At 73.1% G+C, this 24,557-nt stretch carries 20 protein-coding genes; 4 read left to right on the forward strand and 16 right to left on the reverse strand.

Features of this window, described 5'->3' with window-relative positions; genetic code table 11:
- Positions 1 to 15: 15 nt before the first annotated feature.
- From ACGF3I_RS19135 to ACGF3I_RS19180, 10 genes are all read right to left on the reverse strand, one after another.
- Positions 16 to 1,179, reverse strand: coding sequence for a nucleotide disphospho-sugar-binding domain-containing protein (locus tag ACGF3I_RS19135; protein ID WP_393133473.1), 1,164 nt, complete (start codon positions 1,177 to 1,179; stop codon positions 16 to 18).
- Positions 1,067 to 2,893, reverse strand: coding sequence for an MFS transporter (locus ACGF3I_RS19140; RefSeq protein WP_393133475.1), 1,827 nt, complete (start codon positions 2,891 to 2,893; stop codon positions 1,067 to 1,069). The genes ACGF3I_RS19135 and ACGF3I_RS19140 overlap by 113 nt, the downstream gene beginning before the upstream one ends.
- Positions 2,890 to 4,059, reverse strand: coding sequence for a nucleotide disphospho-sugar-binding domain-containing protein (locus ACGF3I_RS19145; RefSeq protein WP_393133477.1), 1,170 nt, complete (start codon positions 4,057 to 4,059; stop codon positions 2,890 to 2,892). Before ACGF3I_RS19145 ends, ACGF3I_RS19140 begins: the two co-directional genes overlap by 4 nt.
- Positions 4,047 to 5,213, reverse strand: a complete 1,167-nt coding sequence (locus ACGF3I_RS19150; RefSeq protein WP_393133479.1) for a nucleotide disphospho-sugar-binding domain-containing protein — start codon at positions 5,211 to 5,213, stop codon at positions 4,047 to 4,049. The genes ACGF3I_RS19145 and ACGF3I_RS19150 overlap by 13 nt, the downstream gene beginning before the upstream one ends.
- Complete coding sequence (locus ACGF3I_RS19155; RefSeq protein WP_393133481.1) at positions 5,201 to 8,359, reverse strand: amino acid adenylation domain-containing protein; 3,159 nt, start codon at positions 8,357 to 8,359, stop codon at positions 5,201 to 5,203. The genes ACGF3I_RS19150 and ACGF3I_RS19155 overlap by 13 nt, the downstream gene beginning before the upstream one ends.
- Positions 8,356 to 9,558, reverse strand: a complete 1,203-nt coding sequence (locus tag ACGF3I_RS19160; RefSeq protein WP_393133483.1) for a nucleotide disphospho-sugar-binding domain-containing protein — start codon at positions 9,556 to 9,558, stop codon at positions 8,356 to 8,358. Before ACGF3I_RS19160 ends, ACGF3I_RS19155 begins: the two co-directional genes overlap by 4 nt.
- A gap of 144 nt (positions 9,559 to 9,702) precedes the next feature.
- On the reverse strand, positions 9,703 to 10,416 hold the full coding sequence (locus ACGF3I_RS19165; protein ID WP_393133485.1) for an ABC transporter permease: 714 nt from the start codon (positions 10,414 to 10,416) through the stop codon (positions 9,703 to 9,705).
- Positions 10,416 to 11,342: an ABC transporter ATP-binding protein gene (locus ACGF3I_RS19170; protein ID WP_393133487.1), complete on the reverse strand. Its 927-nt coding sequence runs from the start codon at positions 11,340 to 11,342 to the stop codon at positions 10,416 to 10,418. The genes ACGF3I_RS19165 and ACGF3I_RS19170 overlap by 1 nt, the downstream gene beginning before the upstream one ends.
- Positions 11,343 to 11,385: 43 nt before the next feature.
- Entirely contained in the window at positions 11,386 to 12,552 is a 1,167-nt protein-coding gene (locus tag ACGF3I_RS19175) for a nucleotide disphospho-sugar-binding domain-containing protein (protein ID WP_393133489.1), read from the reverse strand.
- Positions 12,537 to 13,748, reverse strand: a complete 1,212-nt coding sequence (locus ACGF3I_RS19180; protein WP_393133491.1) for a glycosyltransferase — start codon at positions 13,746 to 13,748, stop codon at positions 12,537 to 12,539. The genes ACGF3I_RS19175 and ACGF3I_RS19180 overlap by 16 nt, the downstream gene beginning before the upstream one ends.
- Before the next feature lie 215 nt (positions 13,749 to 13,963).
- Between ACGF3I_RS19180 and ACGF3I_RS19185 the strand changes: the two genes are divergently transcribed.
- The 3 genes from ACGF3I_RS19185 to ACGF3I_RS19195 are packed head-to-tail and all read left to right on the forward strand — an operon-like array spanning position 13,964 to position 16,526.
- Positions 13,964 to 15,028 (forward strand): ketoacyl-ACP synthase III family protein, encoded by a 1,065-nt coding sequence (locus ACGF3I_RS19185; protein WP_393133493.1) that lies wholly within the window; start codon positions 13,964 to 13,966, stop codon positions 15,026 to 15,028.
- A 34-nt stretch (positions 15,029 to 15,062) separates the two neighbouring features.
- A complete protein-coding gene (locus ACGF3I_RS19190) occupies positions 15,063 to 15,824 on the forward strand; it encodes an NAD-dependent epimerase/dehydratase family protein (protein ID WP_393133495.1) in 762 nt (253 codons plus the stop codon).
- Between the two features lie 33 nt (positions 15,825 to 15,857).
- Positions 15,858 to 16,526, forward strand: a complete 669-nt coding sequence (locus tag ACGF3I_RS19195) for an antibiotic biosynthesis monooxygenase (RefSeq protein WP_393133497.1) — start codon at positions 15,858 to 15,860, stop codon at positions 16,524 to 16,526.
- A gap of 85 nt (positions 16,527 to 16,611) precedes the next feature.
- Here the strand turns inward: ACGF3I_RS19195 and ACGF3I_RS19200 are convergent, their stop codons facing one another.
- The 6 genes from ACGF3I_RS19200 to fabG form a co-directional block, all read right to left on the reverse strand.
- Positions 16,612 to 17,874: an FAD-dependent oxidoreductase gene (locus ACGF3I_RS19200; protein ID WP_393133498.1), complete on the reverse strand. Its 1,263-nt coding sequence runs from the start codon at positions 17,872 to 17,874 to the stop codon at positions 16,612 to 16,614.
- Positions 17,871 to 18,701, reverse strand: coding sequence for an SRPBCC family protein (locus tag ACGF3I_RS19205; RefSeq protein ID WP_393133500.1), 831 nt, complete (start codon positions 18,699 to 18,701; stop codon positions 17,871 to 17,873). Before ACGF3I_RS19205 ends, ACGF3I_RS19200 begins: the two co-directional genes overlap by 4 nt.
- Before the next feature lie 11 nt (positions 18,702 to 18,712).
- Positions 18,713 to 19,756 carry an aldo/keto reductase gene (locus ACGF3I_RS19210; protein ID WP_393133502.1) on the reverse strand — a complete coding sequence of 348 codons (1,044 nt, stop codon included), beginning with the start codon at positions 19,754 to 19,756 and terminating at the stop codon, positions 18,713 to 18,715.
- A gap of 87 nt (positions 19,757 to 19,843) precedes the next feature.
- On the reverse strand, positions 19,844 to 21,367 hold the full coding sequence (locus ACGF3I_RS19215) for a class I adenylate-forming enzyme family protein (RefSeq protein WP_393133504.1): 1,524 nt from the start codon (positions 21,365 to 21,367) through the stop codon (positions 19,844 to 19,846).
- On the reverse strand, positions 21,360 to 22,310 hold the full coding sequence (locus ACGF3I_RS19220; RefSeq protein WP_393133506.1) for an aromatase/cyclase: 951 nt from the start codon (positions 22,308 to 22,310) through the stop codon (positions 21,360 to 21,362). Before ACGF3I_RS19220 ends, ACGF3I_RS19215 begins: the two co-directional genes overlap by 8 nt.
- Positions 22,311 to 22,351: 41 nt before the next feature.
- Positions 22,352 to 23,149: a 3-oxoacyl-ACP reductase FabG gene (gene fabG, locus ACGF3I_RS19225; RefSeq protein ID WP_393133508.1), complete on the reverse strand. Its 798-nt coding sequence runs from the start codon at positions 23,147 to 23,149 to the stop codon at positions 22,352 to 22,354.
- A gap of 238 nt (positions 23,150 to 23,387) precedes the next feature.
- Between fabG and ACGF3I_RS19230 the strand changes: the two genes are divergently transcribed.
- A complete protein-coding gene (locus tag ACGF3I_RS19230; protein ID WP_393133510.1) occupies positions 23,388 to 23,828 on the forward strand; it encodes a nuclear transport factor 2 family protein in 441 nt (146 codons plus the stop codon).
- The last annotated feature ends 729 nt before the right edge of the window (positions 23,829 to 24,557 follow it).

The raw sequence follows: 24,557 nt of genomic DNA on the forward strand, positions 1-24,557 counted from the left end.
TCGCGTGCCGGGGCGTCACCCCGCGAGCCGCTCCAGGTCCTCCACAACGCGCCCCGGACTCGGCATCTCCGACATGTCCGCCCCCAACTCCCGCGCACACTTCGCGTACCGCGCATCACCCAGCACGTCCCGGATCGCCTCGCGCACCTGCCCCGGGTCGTTCTGCGGGGCCGCCTCGCCGAGCACCCGGGCGGCGCCGGCCGCGGCGAGCAGTTCCGCCGAGGCGAACTGGTCGACGATCTGCGGGAGCACCACCTGCGGCAGGCCGAACGAGCACGCGGTCAGTGTCGTGTTCGCGCCCCCGTGGTGGACGACGGCGTCGCAGTCGCGCAGGAACAGGTTCAGCGGCACCGGCTCCACCACCCGGACGTTGTCCGGGACGGGGCCGAAGCCCGCGTGGAAGGCGGCGTCGGCGGTCACCACCGCCTCGACGCCCTCCAGCCCGTCGAAGGCCGCGATGATCGAGCGGTACAGGCCCGTGCCGTTGAGGACGAGCGTCTGGCGGCCCAGGCACACCACCACCCGGCGCACGCCACCCGCGGCCGGCTCCTGCAACCAGTCGGGGACGGTGCCGGTGCCGTTGAACGGGACGTAGCCGATGGGCGCGCCCGGCGCCGCGCTCGGGTGGCGCAGCGCGGGCGGGCACGGGTCGAGGAGGAGCGTCGGGTCGGGCAGGCCGTCCAGGCCGAGGCGCTCGGCGGTGCCGTACAGGAAGTTGCGGGCCGAGGCGCGCGAGGGCCCGCTCAGCGGGTCGACGCCCCAGCGGTGCTGCACCGAGGGGATGCCGAGCGCGCCGGCCACGAGCTGCCCGGCCAGTTCCATCTGCTCGGACACGATGAGGTCGGGCTGCCACGCGCGGGCGAATTCCAGGTAGGAGCTCACCAGGTAGCGGGCGTGGGTCTCCCACAGCTTGGTGGTGCCGGCCATCTTCTCCGGCGGGGTCGGCCCCATCAGCTCCAACGGGCGTACGCCGTCGGGGAGATGGCGCTGGAGGACGTCCAGACCGTGGAAGCGGTCGCCGATGTCGGTGGCGGAGATGCCGGCGGCGCGGGCCGCGTCGGTGACGTCAGGCTGCGCGGCGACCATCACCTCGTGGCCCGCTCCCATCAGCGCCCAGGCCAGCGGCACCATGGGGGTGAAGTGGGTGGGGAAGGGGGTGCTCAGCATCAGTACGCGCATCGTCTTCGTCCTCCAGGGACATGGGGGCGGCCGCTTCGGCCATCGTGTCGGCGGCCTGGTCGGCAGCCCCTTCGGCCGCCGGTTCGGCAGCCCCTTCGGCCGCCGGTTCGGCAGGGTCTTCGGCGGGCTCCGCGGCGGGTTCTTCGGCAGCCTCTCCCGCCGCCTCGGCCAGGGCGTTCACGTCCACGTCCCGCATGACCAGGGCGGTCACCAGGGCCAGGACCAGCAGGCCCGCCGCCGTCAGGAGCAGCGTGGAGGTGGCGTCCGCGAACGCGTCCGTCACCAGGTGGCGGCGGACCGCGTCGAGCCCGGCGAGCTGGGCCGCGGCGGCGTCCGGATCCTTGACGCCGGAGGCGCCGGCGGCGGACGCGAACCGGGTGCTGAGCACCGCGCCGAGCACGGTGCCGCCGATGGTGGTGCCGAGCATGGTGGCGAACCGCGAGGTGGTGGTCACCACGCCCAACTGGTCCGCTGAGGCGGCCGATTGGGTCATGAACAGGGCGATCTGGGTCACGCCGCCCAGGCCCACGCCGAGCAGCACCAGCAGCAGGTCGAGTTCCCAGACGGGTGCGTCGGACACGGTCAGGCCGAGGCCCGCCACCGCCGAGGTCGCGGTCGCCGTGGTGGCCACCAGGACCGCCTTGCACTTGCCCGTACGGGCGATGATCCGGCCCCAGCCGAGGAAGACCAGGACCACGCCGACGGCGAGCGGGATCAGATGCAGGCCGACCGCGTCGAGCGACACGCCCCGCACGATGTTCAGGTAGTTGATGAGGAACACCGGCAGCGAGAGCAGGGCGAAGCCGCCCACGAACTGGAGGATCGCGGCGGGCCTGAACACCTTGTCCCTGAACAGGGTGAGCGGCATCAGGGGGTCGGCCGCCTTCAGCTGACGGGCCACGAAGGCGCCGGCCATCAGGAGCCCGCCGTAGACGTAGGGCAGCACCGGACCCGAGAACGAGTTCTGCTCGCCGTACGCCTTCACGCCGAGCAGCAGCGCGCAGGTGGCCGCCGCGATCAGCACCGAGCCGAGGACGTCGACCTTCTGCCGGGTCCCCTTCACGGGGAGCCGCAGCGCCCACGCCACTCCGGCGAGCGCGAGCCCGGCGAGCGGCACGTTCAGGAGGAAGATCCAGCGCCAGGACAGGTTCTCGCTGAGCGGCCCGCCGATCATGGGTCCGGCGATGATGCCGGCCGCGATGAGCGCGCCGCCCGCGTTCGACCGCCCGGCGCGGGACTTGGGCGGGTACAGGGTGGCGATCACGATCAGCGTCATGCTCATCAGGCCGCCGCCGCCGAGGCCCTGGACCGCGCGGAAGACGATCAGCTGGGTGAGCGAATGGGCGGTCGCGCACAGCGCGGAGCCCGCGAGGAAGGTGGCGAGCGCCCCGAGGTAGACGCGGCGCGGCCCGTAGCTGTCGCTGAGCCGGCCGTACAGCGGCTGGGCCGCCGTCGCGGCCAGCAGGTACGCGGTGATCAGCCAGGGGAATCGGTCGATGCCGTGGGCGGGATCGAGGTCGCGCACGATCGGCAGGACGGCCGAGGAGACGATCGAGCCGTCGAGCAGGGCCAGGGTCATGGTGGCCATCGCGCAGACGATGAACACCAGGACCTGGATGTCGCTCATGCCGTGCGGATTGGGCTTCTTCTCCTTGGCCGGCTCCGCGGGCGCCGCCGCGGTGCCGGTGGTGTGCGCGGTCACATCGGTGCTCACGCGAGGACCTCCTGACGTGTCGTCAACTGTTCCAGCAGAGCAACCGCGTCGGTCGCGTCGGGCATCGCCGCCACTTCGTCGCGCAGGCGTCCGGCCGAGGCGCGGAAGGCGTCGTCTTCGAGCAACGCGCCTATGGCTGCGGCCAGTTCGGCGTCGCTGTTCTGGCGCTCGGCGCTGTCCAGGGTGATTCCGGCGCCCGAGGCGGCGATCTTGTCGCCCGCCAGGAACGTCTCGTCGAGCTGCGGCAGGACCAGCTGCGGGATGCCGAGGGCGACCGCGGCGAGCGTGGTGTCGGGGCCGCCGTGGTGGACCACGAGGTCGGCGCCGGGGAACAGCGCTCCGGGCTCGCTCACGTCGGTGCAGACCATGCCCGCGGGCAGCTCGCCGATCGCGGGCCGGTGCTCGGGGGCCGCCGAGACGACCGCCTCCACACCGCCCGCACCGGCCAGCGCGTCCAGGACACGGCGAAGGAGCGGGACGCCGTCCAGGTCCAGGGTGTAGCCGCCGAGCAGCACCGCGACCCGGCGACCGGGCCCGGCCGCGTACGCCCAGGGGCCGGCGTCGCCGGTGTGGGGCTCGGGGCGGACGGGCGAGGCGGGCGGCGCGTCGGTGCTCGCCAGCGAAGGCGGCGCCGGGTCGAGGATCAGGTCGGGTTCCGGCACGGCGGCGAGGCCCAGGCGCTCACACAGCGGACCCAGCCACATCCGGGTCTGGCCGAGCATGAACGTGCTGGTGGGGGCGGTGCCCCAGCGGTGCCAGACACTGGGCACCCCGAGCACCGCGGCGACGACCGGTCCCGCGAAGTCCATGTGGTCGGACAGGACCAGATCGGCCCGCCACTCGCGGGCGAGGTCCAGGTAGTCGTACAGGAAGTAGGGGGCGTGGTTGCGCCACATCTGGGCGGCGCCGTCGATCTGCTGGGCCGGCGGGCGGCCCACCACCTCGATGGGCCGCAGGCCCTCCGGCCGGCGGCCCCGGCGCAGGTCCCCGTAGTGGAAGGCCTCGCCGAACGTCACCGTCTCCAGGCCCGCGGCGGCGGCGGGGCCGGTCACGTCGGGCTGTCCGGTGACGAGCACCTCGTGTCCCGCGCCGGTCAGCGCCCGGGCCAGCGGCAGCATGGGCAGGAAGTGCGTGTCGACGGGGGTGGCGATGATCAGTACGCGCATCGGAGGTTCTCCAGGTCACGGACGACGGCGGCGGGGCTCGGCATGGCGGCCATGGTCTCGGCCAGGACGCCGGCGCCCTTGGTGAGGCGCTCCTCGGCGAGCAGGGTGCGTACGGCCCCGGCCACCTGGGCGGGGTCGTTCTGCTGCTCGGCCGTGCGCAGGGTCAGTCCCGCGTCGGCGGCGGTGAGCAGGTCGCCGCCCTCGAACTGGTCGACCAGCTGCGGCATGATCAGCTGCGGGACGCCGAAACTCGCCACCGCCAGCAGGGTGTTGGCGCCGCCGTGGGTGACCACCGCGTCCGTCGTGTCGAGGAAGCCGTTGAGCGGCGTCGGCGGGATGACGGTCACGTTGGACGGGATGGTGCCGAGCTCGTCGACGAACTCCTCCTGGACCGTCATCACCGCCTCGGTCTCCGGCAGGTCGCCGAAGGCCTCGACGATGCCGCGGAACATGGGGAGGCCGCCCAGCGAGATGGTCTGGCGGCCCATGGTCACGCAGACCCGGGGCCGCTCGCCCCGGCGGCGCAGCCAGCCGGGCACGGAGCCCGTGCCGTTGAACGGGATGTGGCGGATCGGCGCACCGGCCGGCGCGCCCTCCACCAGGAGCTGCGGCGGGGCGGGGTCGAGCAGGAGGTCGGGCTTCGGCAGACCGCCCTCGATGCCCAGGCGCTCGCACGTGCCGGCCAGCAGGTCCTCGGCGGTGGCCCGCATCAGATGGCTCATCGGGTCGACGCCCCAGCGGTGCGAGACCACCGGGATCCTGTGCACCCCGCCGATGAGGCAGGCCACCCAGTCGAAGATCTCCGAGATGACCAGGTCCGGCTTGAACCGCTCGGCGACCTCCAGGTACTTGGGCGCCATGTAGCGGCTGTGCAGCACCCACACCCGGGAGCCGATCATGGTCATCTTCGGGGTGAGCGGTCCGACGATCTCGATGGGCCGCTTGTCCGGCGGCAGCGGCGGGCTCAGCAGGTCGCGGCCGAAGAACTGCCGCCCCACGGTGACGGTGTTGAGGCCGGCGGAACGCGCCATCGGGATGATGTCGGGCTGCCCGGCGACGAGGACCTCGTGCCCGGCGCCGCGCAGCGCCCAGGCCAGCGGCACCATGCAGGTGAAGTGGGTGGACTCGGGGCTGCTCAGGATCAGTACGCGCATGAGGTGTCCTCGCAAGGGATGGGAGCGGCAGGGGCTTCGGCCGGGTCCGCGGGGCCGCGGCGCAGCGCGCCGGTGTACGCGGTCACCACCCGGTCGGCGATCTCGGCCGGGATCCGGTCGGTGCGTACCGAGGCGGTGACCAGGGCGCCGTCCGGGGTGATCCGGACGTCCAGCTCCAGCTCGGTGAACATGGTGGGCGTGCCGATGCGGGACAACTGGGCGGTGCAGCCAGCGAGTTCGAGCCGCGGGTCCGGATCGTCCTGCATCAGGAAGCTCGGCATCGGGCGCAGCGACTCGCCGCCGCCGGTCAGCACCACCGTGCGGGCCAGCTGGGCGCCACCGGTCTCCTGGGCGGCCAGCGCCTGGTCGACATGGGTGACGGCCTGCTCCAGGAGGCCCGAGCCGTCGTCCTTGTGCGGCGGCCAGAAGCGCAGGAACAGCAGGTCGACCCGGCAGCTGACGGCGCAGGCCAGCACCTCACTGCCCCGGCGGGCCACCGGCACCTTGACCGCGATGTCCGGCTGCCCCGTCAAGTCCCGCAGGACGTACCCGAATTGGGCGGCCAGCAGGGCGAAGCGGGTGGTGCCGAGGGTACGTGCCCGGTCGTCCCAGCGCGCCAGCTCCGCGGTGGTGAGCGTCAGGGCGCGGGAGTGGCCCGGGCCCGCGTTGAGGTCGTTCTCGGTGCGGCCCGGCAGTTCGAGGGGCTCCAGGAGCTCCAGCTGGTCCTCCCAGTACTCCGCCTGCGCCGCCAGGTCCACCCGCGAGATCACCCGGCGGTGGTCGGCGGACACCTCGGCGAGGGTGGCGGCGGGTGCGGGGAACGCCGGGGCGCGGCCCGCGAGCCGGGCGGCGTAGGCGAGCGAGAGATCGGCGGCCAGCACCGTCTCGGACGCGCCGTCGAACGCGACGTGGTGGGCGACCAGGCCGAACAGGGTGCGCGAGGTGTCCTTGGCCCGCACGGCGGCGCACCGCCACACCTGGGCGTCGGCGACCCGCAGCGGGGTGAACGCCGCCGCGAGCCAGGCCTGTTCGGCGTCCGCCTCGCCGTCGGCGTCGGCGAGCAGCAGCATCTCGGCGGCGGCCGGACCGTCCGGCACCACCGCGTAGCCGATCTCGTTGTCGCGGATCAAGTAGCGGGCGTGCAGGGCCTGGTGGCGCAGGTGCACGTCGCCGACGGCCGCGCGCAGCGCCGCCAGGTCGAGCGGCCCCTCGATCCACCAGGTCATCCGGCACAGACCGCCGAGCCCCTCCTTGTCGTGGGCGGCGGCGAACAGGAAGCCGGCCTGCTCGGGCGGCAGCAGGATCTCGCCCGGCGCGAGACCCGGCACCGGGGCCTCGGCGGCCTCGGCCGAGCGGGCCGTCGCGTCGAGCCAGGCGGCGAGCCGGCGCACGGTCGGGGTGCGGAAAATCTGGGAGGGCTGGACGGCGGCGCCCAGCACCGCGTCCAGGCGCTGGCACAGCCGGGCGGCTTCGAGGGAGCTGCCGCCGAGCTCGAAGAACGAGACGTCGCCGGGCACCTGGCCGAGGTCGAGCACACCCGCGAACTCCTCGGCGACCAGGGCCGCCGTGCCCTCGAAGGACTCGGCGGGCGTGCCGGCGCGCTCGTGCTCGGGGCGGACCCGCGCGGCCAGGTCCCGCCGGTCGATCTTGCCGTTCGCCAACTGCGGGAACCGGTCGACCAGGTGGACGCGGCGCGGCACCAGGTAGTCGGGCAGCAGGGCGACGAGCCGCTCGCGCAGCTCCCGCGGCCCCGTGCCGCCGTCGGCGTGCGTGTAGAACAGGGCGAGCCCGTGGTAGGTGCCGTCGGGCTTGGGCACCGGTACCACCGCGGCGCCCGTCACCGTGGCCACCCGCTCCACGGTGCGCTCCACCTCGGCGGGCTCGATGCGGTGGCCCCGGATCTTGATCTGGCGGTCGCCGCGTCCGGTGTAGTGGAAGACGCCCGAGGCCGAGCGGTTGCCCAAGTCGCCCGTGCGGTAAAGGCGTTGGGGCCTGCCGTCGATCTGCGCCGTGACGAAGACCTCCTCGGTCAGGGCGGGGTTGCCGAGGTAGCCGCGGGCCAGGCCCGGGCCGCCCAGGCACAGCTCGCCGTTCTCGCCCGGCGCGCACACCCGGGTGCCGTCCAGGACGTACACGTCGGTGTGGGCCAGGGCGCGCCCGAGCGGGATGCCGGCCGGATCGTCGCAGTCCTCGGGACGCACCTCGTGCGCGGTGACGACCGCGCCGCACTCCACCGGCCCGTACACGTTGAGCAGCCGGATGCCGGGGTGGGTGGCGAGGAAGGCGCGGACCCGGGTCGGGGCCGCGCGCTCACCGCCGATGGACAGCCACGTCATCCCGGCGAAGGCGTCCACATCGGTGGTGACCAGCATGTTGAACAGCTGGGTCGTCATGAACGCGCCGTTGACGCCCTCCTCGGCGATCAGCGCGCGCAGGGTGCGCGGCACCAGGACCGTCTCGTCGAGCAGGACCGTCCGCCCGCCGGTCAGGAGCATGCTCCAGCAGTCCAGGGTGAAGCCGTCCCAGGTCGGCGGGGCGGTCTGCGGCATCACGGTGCCGGGCCCGAGCTCGGCGTAGAAGTCGCCGTCGAACAGGCGGACCGCGTTCTCGTGGCTGGACACCACGCCCTTGGGGGTGCCGGTGGAGCCCGAGGTGAAGAACACCGAGCAGGCGTCGCCTCCGGACACCGCGACCGGCTCAGGGGCCGAGCCGCGCGCCGCGGTGAGGCGGAGGTCCTCGGCGGGCGGCGTCCACACCGGCACCGGCCAGTCGCCGTCCGTGGTGGTCACCAGGAGCGGCGCCGCCAGCTGGCCGATCACTCCTTCGAGCCGGTCGACGGGCCACCGGGCGTCCAGGAACGAGTAGGCCGCCCCGCACTTGAACAGCGCGAGCAGCACCGCGATCAGCGGGGTGCCGCGCTCCATGAGCACCGGCACCAGATGACCGCGGCGCACCCCCCGGGCCTGGAGCAGCGCGGCGTAGGCGTCGGACGCCGCGTCGAGGTCGCGGTAGGAGATACCGGCTCCGCGGTGCGAGACCGCGATCGCCTCGGGGAAGCGGCGGGCCGCGTCCTGGAACAGGCCGTGCATCGTGGTGCCCCGCACGAAGCGGTGCGTGCCCGTCGTGGGCTCAAGGAGTACGGTCATCGTCTTCCTGTCTCCTCAGGTGTGGGAACGTCGGTGCGACCGGCTCTCACGCACTCCTCGAGGAAGCCCACGAGCTGGTCGGGGGTGGGCATCCGGTCGGTCTCGTCCCGCAGCGCCCGGGACCGCTCGCGGTAGGAGGGGCGGGTCAGGAGGTCCTGGACGGCCGCGCCGACCGCGCCCTCCTCGGCGTCGGCGGGAAGCGCGGTGCCCGCGCCGGACGCGCGCACCAGATGGGACCAGTGCTCCTGGAAGGCGTTGCGCGGCAGCAGCAGCTGGGGCAGTCCGTGGGTGACGGCGATCAGTCCGCTGCCGACGCCGCCGTGGTGCACGAGCGCGTCGCAGTGCGCGAGCAGCACGTCCAGCGGGAAGGACTCCACCATCCGTACGCCGTCCGGGAGTTGGCCGGTGTGGGCCGCCTGCTCGGGGGTGACCGCGAGGACCACGTCGGTGTCCAGGGCGAGCAGTGAGCGCACCACGTGGTCGCGCACCTCGTCCAGGGCGGAGGTGGTGACCCCGCCGGTGACGCACACCAGCGGCCGGCCCGAAGGGCGCTGCGAGCGCAGCCAGCCGGGCAGCGCCGCGGGTCCGGCGAACGGGACGTAGCGCATGTTGGCGCGGCGCACCCCGTGCGGCGGGCGCAGGCCCGGGGGGCACGGGTCGATCCACACCGAGGGGCCAACCACCGGCTCGGCGCCGAAACGCTCGAAGAGCCGGGCGTAGGAGGGCCGCAGCTCGTCCTCGCTCTCGCAGTGCACACCGAGCGAGACGCCCCAGGTGTGCCCTACGGCCGGCACCTTGACCACGGCGGCGGCCACCAGGCCGGCCGCGGCGGCCGTGTCGTGCACCACGATGTCGGGCCGCCAGAAGCGGGCGAAGTCGACCAGGTCGTCGGTGAGGGTGTCGGCGACCGCGATCATCTTCTCGACGAGCGCCTCGCTCAGATCGGCGTCGAGCACGGCCACGGATTCGGCCGCCGCCTTCAACCGGCCCGGACCCAGGCCCAGTTGACGGGACGCGACCTCGGCGGTCACGGCCTCGTCGCCGACGGGCACGGCCACCAGACCGGCCCGGGTCACGGGGGCCACGCACTGGGGCCGCACCGCCACCCGCACCTCGTGGCCCGCAAGGCGGCAGGCCCAGGCGAGCGGGATGATCCAGGGGACATGGGCCGGGCCGTGCCCCACGAACAACACGCGCATTCAGTTGCCTCACTCCATCGCGTACGGTCAGTGGCAGGGCAAGGGTGGGGGCACCCGCTCGAATGCGACTCGCGTCCGGTACGAACACGAAAGTGCCCGCAGGGGGAGTCCCTGCGGGCACTTCGGACGGGCGGCGGAGCCGGATCAGGCGCGGCGGCCGCCCCTGCGGTAGGCGAAGGCGGCGAAGGCCGCGAGCAGCGCCGTCCACAGGGCGAGCACCCCGAGGCCGGTACCGCTCGGCGCGGAGTTGGCCGCCGCGTCCCAGGACAGCTGGGCGTAGCGGTAGACCGGGGTCTCCTTGGACAGCGGCTGCAGCCAGCTGGGCAGGGTGTCGGTCGGCATCATCAGACCGCCGAGCAGCGTCAGCGTCAGATACGAGACGGTGCCGGCGATCTGGGCGAGCTGCGCCTTGAAGAGGTAGCCGATGCCGATGCCGAGCATCGCGAGCGGGGCGATGCCGACCCACAGCAGCAGGAAGATCTCCAGCCAGGTGCCGGGCGAGAGGTCCACGCCCCGGTAGGACTTGCCGATCAGGCCGATGACCACGATGGGCAGGATGCCGAGGCAGGTGGCGACGGCGCCGCGCGCGATGACGACCTGCACCGGGGAGAGCGGGGTGAGGCGCAGCTGGCGCAGCCAGCCGAGCGCCCGGTCCTCGGCGATGCCGGTGCCGTTGGTGATGACCACGCCGAGCGCGCCGAACGCGGCGGCGCCCACCATCGCCCGCACCAGGGACTCCTGGTCGGGGCCGCCGCCCGCGAGGGTGACGTACAGGCCGACCGGCATGATGAGGCTCATCATGAGGTAGCCGCCGTTGCGGACGAGCCGCAGGATTTCGAGGCGGATGTATCCGAGCATCAGGTGGTCCGTCCTTCCGGAGCGGCCGCGTGGCGGGACTGGTGGGTGAGCGCGATGAAGGCCTCTTCCAGGCCCACGCCCGACACCTCCAGATCGGTGAAGGCGTCGGCGCGCGACAGGGCGTGCACCGTCGAGTCGGAGTCGCTGGTGCGCAGGTGGACCCGGCCGCCGCGGTGCTCCACGGAGCTGACGCCCGGCAGCAGGTCGAAGCCGTTCTGGTTGCCGCGCGGCACGAAGCTGACCGTGCGGCCCTCGATCATGGACTTGATCTGCGAGGTGGTGCCGTCGGCGACCACCCGGCCGGAGGCGATGACGACGACGCGGTCCGCGCTGTCGTCCGCCTCTTCGAGGTAGTGGGTCGAGAACAGGACGGTGTTGCCGCGCTCCGCGTACCGCTGCATCGCGGCCCACAGCTCGCGCCGCGACTCGACGTCGAGGGCGGCCGTCGGCTCGTCGAGGACCACCAGGTCCGGGTCGCCGGCCAGGGCGAGGGCGAAGCGCACCCGCTGGGCCTGGCCGCCGGAGAGCCGGTCCACATTGCGGTTCGCGATCTTGGAGAGCTCGGCGAGGTCGAGGATCTCCTGGAGCGGCAGCGGCTTGCGGTAGGTCTGGCGGACGAAGTCCACCAGCTCGCGCACCGACACCCGGGGAATCATCTTCCCCTCCTGGAGCATGGCACCCAAGTGCCCGGCACGCATGGCCAGTTCGGGCTTCTTGCCGAAGACCTCGATCTGGCCGTGGTCCGGCGGGAACAGGCCGAGGAGCATGTTGATGGTGGTGGACTTGCCGGCACCGTTGGGGCCCAGCAGGGCGACCGTCTCGCCGCGGTGGATCGTCAGATCGATCCCGTCGACGGCACGGACGTTCCCGTACTCCTTGACGACACCCTTGAAGACGACCGCGGGCGGGCCGTGCTGTTCTGCCATGGGGGGTGGCACCTGTTCCCTTTCCTGTGTGAGTGGACGCATGTCAGATCAGCCCTTCCAAGGTGTGGACCAGTTCCGTGGGGCCTGGCAGGCATTCGATCTCCGCGCGCACGTCCTGCGCGGCCTTGCGGTGCCGCTCGTTCTCCAGCAGGCCGGCGAGGGCCTCCCGGACGAGGGCGGGGTCGTGCTGCTCGGCCTCGGTGGCGAGGCTGATGCCGCAGCCGGAGTCCTGGACGAGCCGGCCGGTGGTCTGGAGGAACGGCTTGTCGCCCGGCAGCACCAGCTGCGGTACGGCCGAGGCGAACGAGGTCATGCTGGTGCCGCTGCCGCCGTGGTGGACGGCGAGCGCGGTGTGCCGCATCACCGGACCGATCGGGAAGCGGTCGACGACCTTGACCGAGGACGGGATCCCGGCGAGCGCCGGGTGGTACTGGGCGTCGATCGGGAACAGCACGTCGAGACCCTGCTCGGTGCACGCGTCCAGCACATGGCGGAAGCCCAGCGGCAGCTCGCCGGTCTCGGCCAGCACCCGGCCGTGCCACATGCCCAGGCACAGCAGCGCCCGGGGCCGCTCGGGCCTGCGCACCGCCCAGTCGGGCAGCTCGGCGGTGCCGCAGTAGGGCACGTAGCGCGAGAGCAGGCCCGGGGTGTTGTCGCCCTCGGGAAGCAGCGAGGCCGGGCTCGGGTCGATGATCAGGGCCGGGTCGGGGAAGCCGTCGGCGCCGAACTCGACGCACAGGCCGTGCAGTTGGACCTTGGCCTGGCGCAGCAGGGGGCTGGTGAAGTCGTCCGGACCCCAGCGGTGGATCACGCCGGGCACCCCGAGGGCGGCGGCGACCACGAGGCCGCCGAACTCCACCGGGTCGGTCACCACCAGATCGGCCTCCCAGGACCGGCCGAGCGCGACCAGCTCGTCGATGTAGCCGCCGAGCCGGGTGCGCCAGCGTTCGCCGACCGCGTCCCACTCGGAGTCCGCCCGGCGGTCCATGCCGGCCCGGTCGGGCATCGCCACGGCGCCGGGCCGGGTCAGCCGCTGGCGGGTCTCGCCGCCGCCGACGAGCCGGGTGTCCAGGCCCGCGGCGGACGCGAACCGCACCAGTTCCGCGTCGCCCGCCACCAGCACCTGGTGGCCGGCCGCGCGCAGCGCCCAGGTCAGCGGCACCATCGGCACGATGTGGCTGGGAACCAGGGCGGTCACCAGGACGCGCATGTCTTCTCCTCCGCGGTCGCGGTCACAAGGGCTTCGAGGTCGGTGACCAGCTGCTCCACCGGAGGACAGGCCAGGATCGAGCGGCGCACGGCGGCGGCGCGGAGCCGGAACGAGGGCTCGGTGAGTAGCCGCTGGAGGGCCTCGGTGACGGTCTCGCCGGTGACCCAGTAGGCGGGCAGGTCGATGCCGCTGCCGACGTCGGCCACGTGCGCGGCCGAGTTGGGCTGGTCGTCGTACATGGGTGTCACCAGCATCGGCGTACCGCTGCGCAGGCCCTCGCGGACGCTGCTGTGGCCGCCGTGCGTGACGAACACGTCGGCCGCCTCCAGGAGCACGTCCTGCGGCACCCACTCGGTGAGCAGCCGCACGTGCCCGGGCACCTCGCCGAACTCCTCGGGGTCGCGGCCCACGCCGATGGAGACGAGCGCCGTGCAGTCGAGCCCGGACACCGCCTCGATCACCGCGTGCAGCACCTCGTCCGACTTCCACGGCATGGACGGCGCCATGGTGCCGATCGAGGCGTACACCACCGGCCGGTCGTCGGGCAGTTCGGCGAGCCAGGGCAGGGCCTTGTCGTCGCTGCGGTAGGGCGCGGTCTGGCGGTAGTGGCGCAGGGTGCGCGGATCCAGGTCGTCGCCGGTGCACTCGGCGGGCAGCCAGCTGATCAGGCCGTACCGGTAGGCGGAGTTGTCGTCCTCGCCCCCGGGGGACGCGGGCAGCCCGAGCTCGGCGCGCAGCGCGTTCAGCGGGGCGCCGGTCACGGCGGGCGGCAGCAGGTGCGTCGAGCCGCCGGCCACCGCCAGATGCGGGATGCCGAGCTTCTCGGCGGCCAGCAGACCGCCCATCTCCTCGCCCTCGCGGACGATCAGGTCGGGGTGCCAGCCGGCGGCGATGTCCAGGATGTCGCGGGCCGCGGCCAGCGCGGGCGGCCCGAGGACACAGTCCACGAGCCCGTCCTCGTACGCCTCCTGGTCGCCCCGGAACAGCGGAAGCGCGATCGCCTCGATGCAGAACGGGTCCTTGGCCCAGTCGAACCCGGCCGGGAAGAACTCCAGACCGTAGCTCTCGCTCTCCTCGCGCATGGACTCGTCGTCGGCCACGGCAACGGTGTGCCCGGCCCGGACGGCGGCCTGGGCCAGGGGGATCAGCAGGCGCAGATGGGACTTGCCCGCATGGGCGGTGAACAGGATGCGCACGGCGGGTCTCCGAATGGGGGGTGGGGACGGCCCTGGGGACCGCCCGTCGGTCATGCCCAAGAGCGTGACGCGCCCCACTCGAACCCCACTTGAGCCGCCCTCGGCCGTCAGCTCCCCGGCCGCACTCAAGTCCGATTCGAGAGGCGGTGGCGACCTTGGGCGTATGCCGTATGCCCGAAGGATTCGACCGAACCGCCGAACAGGGGAGTAGCTGGATGCGTTGGAACGAGATCTATGTCGCCTCGCTCGGCACCTGGCTGCCCGAGCCCGTCCCGGTGGCCGAGGCCGTCGCGGCCGGGGAGTGCGGCCAGGAGTGGATCGACGACTTCGGGTACGTGTCCGTGCGGATCGCCCGCGAGAGCGCGCAGGAGGGCTGGACGGCGCCGCCGGACATGGCCGTCGCCGCCGGCCGCACCGCGCACGAGCGCTCCGGCCTGAACAAGTCCGCGTACTCCCTGCTCCTGCACGGCAGCACCTGGTTCCAGGGCCTCGACATCTGGCCCGCCGCGTCCTACATCGCCAAGCGGACCGTCGGCGCCACCGTGCCGGGCCTCGACGTGCAGCAGCGCTGCAACATCGGCATCAGCGGACTCGATCTGGCCGCCGCCCACCTGACGGCCGGCTACGGCAGGGGCACCGCCGTCATGCTCACCACCGCCGACCGCTTCGGCGGTCCGGGCGCCGACCGCTGGCAGCTGCGGCACGGCAACGCCTACGCCGACGGCGCGACCGCGACCGTCCTGTCCGCCGAGGGCGGCTTCGCCCGCCTGGTGGCCACCGCGACGGTCGCCGACAACTCCCTGGAGCCGATGGCCCGGGGCGACGAGGAGTTCGGCCCGGTCTCGCGCGCCGCCGAGCGGCAGATCGACCTCACCGCACGCGGCGACGCGCACAAGGCCGTCAGCGACGAGACGATGACCAACATCCGCTTCGGCAAGGTGATGCAGGAGGCCAAACAGTCCGTCCTGGACGACGCCGGCCTGGAGATGGACGACATCGCCTACGTCATCATCCCCTCCACCGGCCGCATCAAGGGCCCGTTCCAGATCCACCACCTGCTCGGCGTCGACGAGTCCGAGACCACCTGGGAGTTCGCCCGCCGCAGCGGCCACATCGGTGCCGGCGACTGGGCCGCGGGCCTGGAGGACCTGCTGCTCACCGGGGCGCTCAAGCCCGGCGACCACGTGATGCTCTACGGCGGCGGAGCGGGCTACACCATCACCACCGCCGTCCTGGAAATCCTGGAGATCCCGGCCTGGGCCGAGACCGCCGCGGCCTGAACCAGCCGCCCACCACAAGGAGTTGGCACACCCCATGGAGATAGTCGGCAGGGGCTTCCTGGCCGGACACCTGGCAGGCATCGCGGAGCACCACCCCGACGTGGTGACGCTGGCCGCCGGGGTCTCGGCCGCCGGTGACATCCCGCCGGAGCAGTACACCCGGGAGTCCGGGCGCCTGTACGAGGTGCTGCGGCACTGCGAGAAGCACGGCAAACGCCTGGTGTTCTTCTCCACCGCGTCCGCCGGGATGTACTCGGTGCCCGACGCCTCGCCGGGCCGCGAGGACGGCCCCGTCTACCCGGCGACCCCGTACGGCCGCCACAAGCTCTCCCTCGAAGCGGTCGTGAAGTCCTCGGACGTCGAGTACCTGATCCTGCGCCTGTCGCACGTCGTCGGCTTCAACCAGCCGGCCCACCAGCTGCTGCCCGCGCTGGTACGGCAGTTGGTCGCCGGGCGCATCCAGGTCTACCGCGGGGCGCAGCGCGACCTGATCGACGTCGAGGACGTCATCAAGATCGTCCACACGCTCCTCGTCGACGGCCGTACCCGTGACGTCGTCAACGTCGCCTCGGGCCACGCCCCGCGCATCGAGGACATCGTGACGCACATGGAGCACCTGCTCGGCACCCGCGCCGAGAAGACCTACGTGGAGGCCTCCGGCGCCCAGCCCGTCTCCATCGACAAGCTCTGCCGTCTCGTACCGCCGGTGTACGGGCTCGGCTTCGGCCCCGACTACTACCGCCGGGTCCTCGACAAGTACGTCCACGCCTACGCGCACCAGCCGGTCGCGGCGTAACCCGTCCATTCCAGCATCGAAAGGCCACACCCCATGAGCGAGAACAGCCCCGTCGTCGCGGTCGCCCACTTCGTCCTCAAGGAGAAGCACAAGGCCAAGGGCGCCGAGTTCGAGAAGGCGTACCTCAAGTACAAGGAGGCCGTCGCCGCCAAGGACGGTCTGCTGCGCACCGCGCTGCTGCGCGGCATCAAGGAGCCCGACAACTTCGTCATCCTCACCTGGTGGCGGGACGCCGACGCGCACCGCACCGTCGTCGGCGACTGGCAGTTCTTCACCGCCGTCAGCAGCCGCTTCGTCTTCCTGGCGTCCATCACCAGCGTGCACGGTCCGGTCCTGGCCGGCGAGAGCGCGGGCGACGGGCTCGGCGAGCTCGTGGTGCCGTCGGCGGACGCCGCGGTCGCCCTCACCACCTTCACCCTGCGCGAGGGCGCCGACCAGCAGGCGTTCGAGGGCTCCTTCCTCGGCCACCTGTCCTTCGTCAAGAGCCACGAGGGCTTCCTCGGCCACCAGCTGGTGCACTCCAACCGGGAGACCGGCGCGTACGTCAACATCGGCTGGTGGAGCGGTCCCCAGGCCTACCTGCCGGTGCTGCAGAGCCCGGAGATGGCCGCCGACGCCCGGACGATGGCCGTGCACGCCGAGGTGAAGGGCGGCCTCTACAAGGCGGTCGTCGACTCGGCCCGCACCGAGGTCGCCGTCTGAACCACCGCACACACCGAAGGCGGGCCGGGTCGTGAGACCCGGCCCGCCTTTCGTGTTTCGTGCGGCCGCCGTACGGGGCCCGCGGTCAGCGGTCGTTGAAGAGGCCCTCGGCCACCTCGATCGACGGGTTGCCGAACGCGATGGTGCGCAGCACCTTGCGGTAGAGGGGAGTGTGCTTGACGACGGCCGCCAGCTTGGGACGCACCCGGGTGGCGAACGTGCCGGTCGACAGCATCGCCTTGGACTGCATGCCCTGGAGCCGCATCATCGTCGCGATGTCGGGGGCCCGGCGCTCCTCGAAGCGCCCGAGGAACGCCGCACTCGCGTCGCCGCGGCCCACCGCCTCCACGAGCAGCGGGTGCAGCACGACCGCGTCCTGCACCGACAGGTTGATGCCCTGCGCGCCGATCGGGCTGTGCGTGTGCGCGGCGTCGCCCATCAGGACCAGGCCGTCGGTCGCCCAGCGCTCGGCGCGCCCGGAGAACACATCGAGCAGGCTGAGGTCGCGCAGCGAGGTGATCTGCGCGTCGATCAGGTCGGCGTAGGCCGGCACCGCCTTCGACAGCTGCGCCTTGACGTGGCCGAGCCCCTCGGCGACGACGGCCTTGTAGCCACCGTGCGGCAGCGTCCAGCCGACCTGGATCCGGTCGGGCCAGGACCCGTAGGCGAGCACCGGGCTGGTGCCGGCGCTCCTGAACACCCTTACGTCATGGCTGGGTTCGGGCTCGCCGCGGTCCAGCTTGAACCACAGCACGTCCTGGTCGAAGGCCTCGCTGCGGCCCGCCTCGATCCCGGCGAGCCGGCGCACCTTGGAGAACCGCCCGTCGGCGCCGACCACGACCTTGCTGTGGAAGACGTGCCCGTCGGCGGCGGCGCCGGTGACCCGGCCCCGCTCGTCACGCACCAGCGCGTTGACCCGGCAGCCGTCCACGTACGTGAAGTCGGCGAACGCGGCGCAGTGCAGCAGGAGTTCGGTCAGGAGGTGGGACTGCGGGATGGACAGCAGGTGGTCGTACGGGGCCGGCAGCGCGCGGTAGTCGATGTCGAGCAGCACCCGGTCCTGCTCCACCAGGCGGAAGCGGTCGTGCTCGTGGCAGCCGCGCTCGCGGGCGCCCGCCAGCACCCCGAGCCGGTCCAGGACCGTCATCGCGCCCGGCTGGAGGATCTCGCCGCGGAACTCCCGCTGGTGCGAGCGCGAACGCTCCACCACCGTCACCCGCAGCCCGGACTTGAGCAGCAGCAGGGCGAGGGTCAGACCGGCGGGGCCCGCCCCGACGACGCACACGTCACTGCGGTGCTCCTCGTCGGCGCGGGCCCCGGCACGGACCTCCTCGGCGGCCGCGGTCATCGCTGCCCGGCCAGCGCGAGCGCGGAGCGCACGTCGCCGGTGGCCAGGGCGAGCACCCGGTCGCGTCCGGTGGAGGCCACCGCGAGCACGTCCGCCGTCACCAGGACCCCGCCGTCCGCCTCGGCCAGGCGCCAGCGGCGCCGGTAGAGGTCGGCGGGCTCCGGCGCGGTGAGCGGCTTCTGGACCAGGGTGTGTCCGCCGTGCTCGATCTGCACGCTCGCCACCCCGTCCTGGGCGCCGAACCAGGCGCTCTCCTGGCCCTCGCGCGCGGGCAGCGCGTCGAGCAGCCGGGCGCGCACCGAGGCCACCGTGCCCGCGAGCACCGTGCTGTCGGCCACCCTGATCACGTCCGACGTCAGCGAAGCGGGCTGCTCCGTCCTGGCCTTCAGGGTGCGCATCTGGAGCCCGCCGTGCCGGTCGAGCTCGCCGGCGGTGTCCTGCGGGTCGGCGTCGGTGGTGAACCAGTGGCCCGAGACCACCTGGCAGCCGCCGTCGGGGCGGGGCAGGAAGTCCCAGGTGCCGCCGAGCTCCTTGATCGGGCCGACCGAGCCCTGCTGGGTGAAGTCCATGCGCAGCGCCACCGGGTCCAGGGTGCGCCGGGAGGTCCAGACGCGCAGGCCGCCCTCGGGGCCCGGGCGCACCGCCCAGAACTTCACCTCGTCGTCCTGCCCCTGCCGCGACAGGATCTCGGTGTGGGCGATCCAGGGGTAGAGCAGCGGCCAGTCGGCCACGTCGGTCAGTGCCCGGTAGACGGTGTCGGCCGGGGCGTCGACGTCGATGCCGGCCCGGGTCCGGTGGATCTCCCTGGCGGTCGTGGAAGTGCTCACAGCGATACCTCTCAGAGGGTGGCGGGGGAGGGGATGGCGGGGGAGGGGGCGGCGGCCCTGGCGCGGAGCATCCGGCTCAGGGTCAGAGCGGGGTCGGTGACGACGACGGGGCCGAGGGCCGCGTCGATGCGGGCGAGCAGGTCCGGGTCGAGCACGGCCTCGGTGGCCGCGAGGTTGCGGGCGATCTGCCCGGGCGCCGATGCGCCGATGACGGCGGTGGCGACCTGGGCGTTCTGGAGCACCCAGGCGAGCGCCAGCTGAGGCAGCGTCAGTTCCGTCTCGGCGGCCAGCTCGGCGACCCGGGCGACGGCGGTCAGGACCTCGTCGGACAGGAAGCGGTAGCGCTGGATCGAGACGTCACCGCCCTTGGCGGCGACCGCGCGCGACCCGGCCGGTGCCTGCTGCCCAGGCCGGTACTTGCCGGTCAGCACCCCGCCGGCCAGCGGCGACCACACCATCTGCCCGATGCCGAGCGGCTGCGACGCCGGGATCACCTCGGCCTCGATCACCCGCCACAGCATCGAGTACTGCGGCTGGTTGGAGACCAACTCGATGCCGAGCTCGCGGGCGAGCAGCGCGGCCCGCCCGATCTCGTCGGCGGCCCACTCCGAGACGCCGACGTAGCGGATCTTGCCCGCGGCCACGGCGTCCGCGAAGGCCGCCATGGTCTCTTCCAGCGGCGTCGAGTCGTCGTACAGATGCGCCTGGTACAGATCGATGTGCCCGGTGCCGAGCCGGCGCAGCGAGGCGTCGAGGGACGCGGCGATGCGGGGGCGCGACAGCGCGCCCGGCCCGGGCGCTCCGCCCCTGCCCACCTTGGTGCAGATCACGACGGTGTCCCGGTCGACGCCCGCGAGGGCCCGGCCGAGGTGTTCCTCGGCCCGGCCCTCGGCATACGCGTCCGCGGTGTCGAACGTGGTGATGCCCGCGTCGAGCGCGGCCCGCACACAGGCGGTGGCGGCCCGGTCGTCCAACTGGTTGCCGGCGGTCAGCGAGTTCCCGAACGCGACCCGGCTCACCACCGGTCCCGAGGCACCGAGACGGCGGTACTCCATGGTGAATCCCTTCTGTTTCCGGTGTTTCCGGGCCCGTGTCGGGGCCCGTCGGCCCCGGCCGGGCCGTGCCCCTCCGGGTGCGGCGGTTCAGCCCGCGACGGGCTGACGGCTCAGCAACTCCTGTGCCAGCACGCGCCGTTGGATCTTTCCGTTGCCGGACCGGGGAATCGCGTCGAGCGTGATCGCGTCCCGCACCTGCTGGTAGTACGGCAGGGCGTCGTTGGCCCGCGCGACGACGTCGGCGAGGGCGTCGGCGCCCGCGCCCGCCAGCACCACCAGGGCGCCGGCGACCGCGCCGTGCCCGGCGTCGGGCAGCTCGACCACGACGACGTCGGCGACCCGCTCGTCACGGCGCAGCACGCGCTCCACGTCCGAGGGCGCGACCAGGAAGTTGTCGCACTTGAAGACGTCCTTGAGGCGGTCCACCAGGAACAGGCGGCCGTCCTCGTCGATCCGGCCCACGTCGCCGGTGCTCAGCCAGCCGTCCGGTTCCAGGCCGGTGCCGTCGGGGCCGCCCGCGTAGCCCTGCATCACCTGCGGGCCGCGCAGCTGCACCTCGCCGACGGCGCCCGGCGCGAGCACCGCGCGCGAGTCGATGTCGACGACCCGGCACTCGGTGCCGGCCACCGGGGTGCCGACCGAGCCGTGCACCGGGTGGTCGGGGTCGTCGCTGTGGGTCAGCGGGGACGTCTCGGCGAGGCCGTACCCCTGGAACACCGGCACCCCGAACCGCTTCGACAGACGGCGCGCGGCCGGCACCGGAAGGCCCGACCCGCCCGAGGCGATGCGCCGCACCGAGGTCATCGAGACGGAGTCCAGGTCCGGGTCGGCCGCGAGCCGGGCGAGCCGCACCGGCAGGCTGTACAGGATGGTGGCGCGGTGCCGGTTGGCGGTCATCACGGCCGCGTACGGCTCGGGCGAGGCGCACAGGACCTGCGTCGCTCCGGCCGCGACGGCCGAGTTGAGGTGCATGGGGTGGTAGGTCGGCAGATGGTTCAGGGCGACCGACCCGCCGTCGAGGCGGTGCGCCTGCGCGATCTGCGCGGCGTTCACCGTCACATTGCGGTGGCTGAGCCGGACCGCCTTGGGGCGGCCTGTGGTGCCGCTGGTGAACTGCAGCGCGGCCGTGTCGTCGGCGACCTTGGCCGGGGCGGCGGGCGGGGTGTCGCGGGCGAGCGAGTCGAGGCCGTCCGTCCCGGCGCCGATCAGGACCACCTCGCGCAGCTCGGGGAGCCGGTCACGGACGTTCTCCAGACGTGCGTTCAGAGCCGGGTCGAGCAGGGCGACCCGGGCCCCGCCGAGGCCGAGGACATGGGCCAGGTCGTCCTCGCGCAGCAGCGGGTTGACCACGGCCACGGTGTGGCCGGCCCGCACGGCCGCGTAGTAGGCGACGGCCACGTCCGGGTGCAGCACCGTGCCGACCGCCACGACCGCGGGCTCGGGCGCGAGGGCCTGGAGCCCGGCGGCCACCGCGGTCACCCGGGCGTCGAACGCGGCGTAGTCCATCGCGAAGTCGTCGGTGACGACGGCGGGGCGCGCGGGGTGGGTGGCCGCGGCCCGGGACAGCAGCTGGTCGAGCCGCTCCGGCACCTCGGGCAGCGTGTCAGCCACGGAGCGCCTCCGCGTAACCGCGGGCCAGCTTCAGGGTGTTGGTGGAGTTGGTGGACAGCGCGCGGTGCACATAGGCGCGGGCGTCGGCGACCGTCTTGCCCTCGCCGAGGTACTTCTCGATGGTGTCGGTGCGCAGGGTGACGGTGTGCCGCGAGGTGACGTCCACGCCGTCGGCGGTCTCGACGATGGTCCAGCGGCCGGTGTGGGCGGTCATCAGGCCCGGCACGGTGGTCTGCTTGTAGACGATGCGGTCCGGCGCGAAGACCACCCGGATCGACTCGGTGGTGTGCACCGAACCGTCGGCGGTGCTGGTGTCCATCGCCATGACCTGCACACCGGGCTCGTCCTCGGTCAGGTCGAGACGGGCCACGTGCGGCAGGCGCTCGGGCCACAGGTCGGCCCGGTTCAGGAAGTCGAAGACGTCGGCGGCATCGGCCTTCATGTGGACGGTGTCGTCGAACATGAAGACCAGCTCGTCCAACTGGGCGTGCTGCTCGGCGAGTTCCTTGATGTTGTTCAGCTCGGCCGCACTGTTGCGGTCGACGGCGGAGCTGATCCAGTCCACCGCGTCCGGCGCGTCGTCGACGGCCTCGAAGTCGTGGTGCAGTTCGAGCAGCGAGGTCTCGTCGTCCACGCGCGAGACCACCCAGGCGCCGCCCATGCCCGCCACCGGCGGCGTCGAGACCTCCTGGCGGAAGTCGACCCGCAGACGCTCCGGGTCGAAGGTGCGGCGCGAGATCCAGTTCTTGACGGCGCCGTTGGCGGTCGCCCAGATGTGGATGCGCTCCGCGCGGTCGTCCTGCTCCAGGTGCTCGACGTGCACATTGGGGCCGAAGTACTGCGGCCACTTGGTGACATCGGCGACGATCCCGTACACGACCTCGGCGGGGGCGGCGACGGCGACGCTGTGCAGGGTGTGGTGCTTCGTTCCGGTCACGGACACGGGAAATTCCTTTACTGGTCGGGGAGTTGCTGCGGGTCGGCTCAGAAGTTGCCGAGCCCGCCGCAGACGTTGAGGGCCTGCGCGGTGATGGAGGCGGCGGTGTCGGTGGCCAGGTAGCCGACCAGACCGGCGACCTCCTCCGGAGTGGAGTAGCGGCCGAGCGGGATCTTGGAGGTGAACTTGGCGAGGATCGCGTCCTCGGAGGTGTCGTACGCCTCGGCGTAGCCCTGCCGCACGCGCTGCGCCATCGGCGTCTCGACGTAGCCGGGGCAGACCGCGTTGACGGTGATGCCGGTCGGGGCCAGCTCGTTGCCGAGTGCCTTGGTGAAGCCGACCACGCCGTGCTTGGACGCGGAGTACGGGGCGCCGAGCACCACGCCCTGCTTGCCGGCGGTGGAGGCGATGTTGATGATCCGGCCCCAGCCGCGCTCGCGCATGCCGCCCGCGTTCAGTGCCTCGCGGGTCACCCGGAACACGCTGTTGAGGTTGGTGTCGATGACGTCGTCCCACAGCTCGTCCGACACGTCGGCGGTCACGCCGCCACCGCTGCGGCCGGCGTTGTTCACCACGACGTCGACCCGGCCGTACGCCTCGACCGCGGCGGCCACGAGCTCCTTGACGGATTCGGCGCTGCGCACGTCGGCGGTGGTGCCGGAGACCTCGATGCCCTCCTCGCGGAGTTCCTTCACGGTGAGCTCGACGGACTCGGAGCCGCGGGCGCAGATGAACACCGCGAGACCGGCCTGGCCCAGCGCCCGCGCCGACGCCAGACCGATACCGCTGGTCGCTCCGGTGATGAGCGCGACCCGGCGCTCGCTGGTGACCTTGGGCTGAGTCATACGAATCTCCTCGGATGGGTTGGTGTACGCGGCCAAAGTGCCCAGGGCCACTCGAACGGGTATCGAGCGGGGCTGGATCCCTGGCGGGGGGCGGGGCGGCCGGGCCGGGGGCGGGCCGGCGGCGGGCCGGGGTGCCGAGGGTGGGGCCCGGGAGTCGGCCCCCACCGGGGCACCAGCGCGGATCGAGTCGCGGCGCCGATGCTCTGGGGGCAGGAAGTTCCAGGAGGAGAGGACCCCCATGAGCGTCACCGAGCTGCCGCAGGCGACCACCGCCGGGCTGTACACGGAGATCCAGCAGTTCTACGCGCAGCAGATGCACCTGCTCGACGACGGCCGGGTCGAGGAGTGGGCCCAGACCTTCACCACGGACGGTGTGTTCGCCGCCAACGCGCAGCCGGTGCCGGCGGTCGGACGCGAGGCCATCACCGCGGCGGCGGCCGCCGCGACCGAGGCGTACGCCAAGGCCGGGGTGCAGCGCCGCCACTGGCTGGGCATGGTCTCGGTCGAGGGGGTCGACGGCGACGCCGTCACCGCCCGCTGCTACGCGCTGGTCATCGAGACGCCGCGGGGCGGGCGGCCCGAGATCAAGGCGAGCACGTTGTGTGTGGACCGGGTGTTGCGGGTCGCGGGGTCCTGGCAGATCCAGGACCGCCAGATCACCCGCGACGACCTGATCTGACCTCTCGCCCCTGCGGGCGGCCCCCTCGGCGGGGTGCCCGCACGGGGTGCCTGCACGGGGTGCCCCTGCGGATGGCCCCCTACGCCGGCGACCTCCGCCGGTGACCCCCGCCGGCGACCCCCGGGGTGCCTCTGCGAGCCGCCCCCTGCGAGCCGCCCCCTCCCGGGGGCCCCGAGCGAGTGCCCGCGCGCGATCCCCCGGCGCGCGGGCACTTCCGCATGCCCGGATGCGGGCCCACCCCAGGTTCTGCTTCGGCCTCGCGCCGTACGTGGCTGGTCGCGCCGTTCCCCGCGCCCCTGAAACCCCGGGTCGTCTGCGGACCGTGCTCGCTTTTCGCGCAGTTCCCCGCGCCCCTGGCAGGGCTGGTGTCGGCCCGGATGCGCAGCCCGGCCTGCCTTGCGCAGTTCCCCGCGCCCCTAACCCCTCGGTCGTGTGCGGGCCGTGGTCCCTTCTCGCGCAGTTCCCCGCGCCCCTTGGCGGGACTGGCCCGGCCCGGGGTTTGCGCAGTTCCCCGCGCCCCCTGGCAGGACCGGTGCTGGGCCGTGTGAGTGGCCCAGCCTGCCTTGCGCAGTTCCCCGCGCCCCTTAACTGCTCGGTGCTGGCCCGCGCCGGGCACCTCAGCCCGTCCGGCGTCTGAGGACGAGCGCCGTTCAGGCGCGATCGGGGTTCGGGGCGGAGCCCCGAGCAGGGGTGCAGGGGGCGGAGCCCCCGCCGGGGTTCGAGGGGCGG

It is taken from the genome of Streptomyces sp. NPDC048111, assembly GCF_043202815.1.
In the GTDB taxonomy this organism is placed as follows: domain Bacteria; phylum Actinomycetota; class Actinomycetes; order Streptomycetales; family Streptomycetaceae; genus Streptomyces.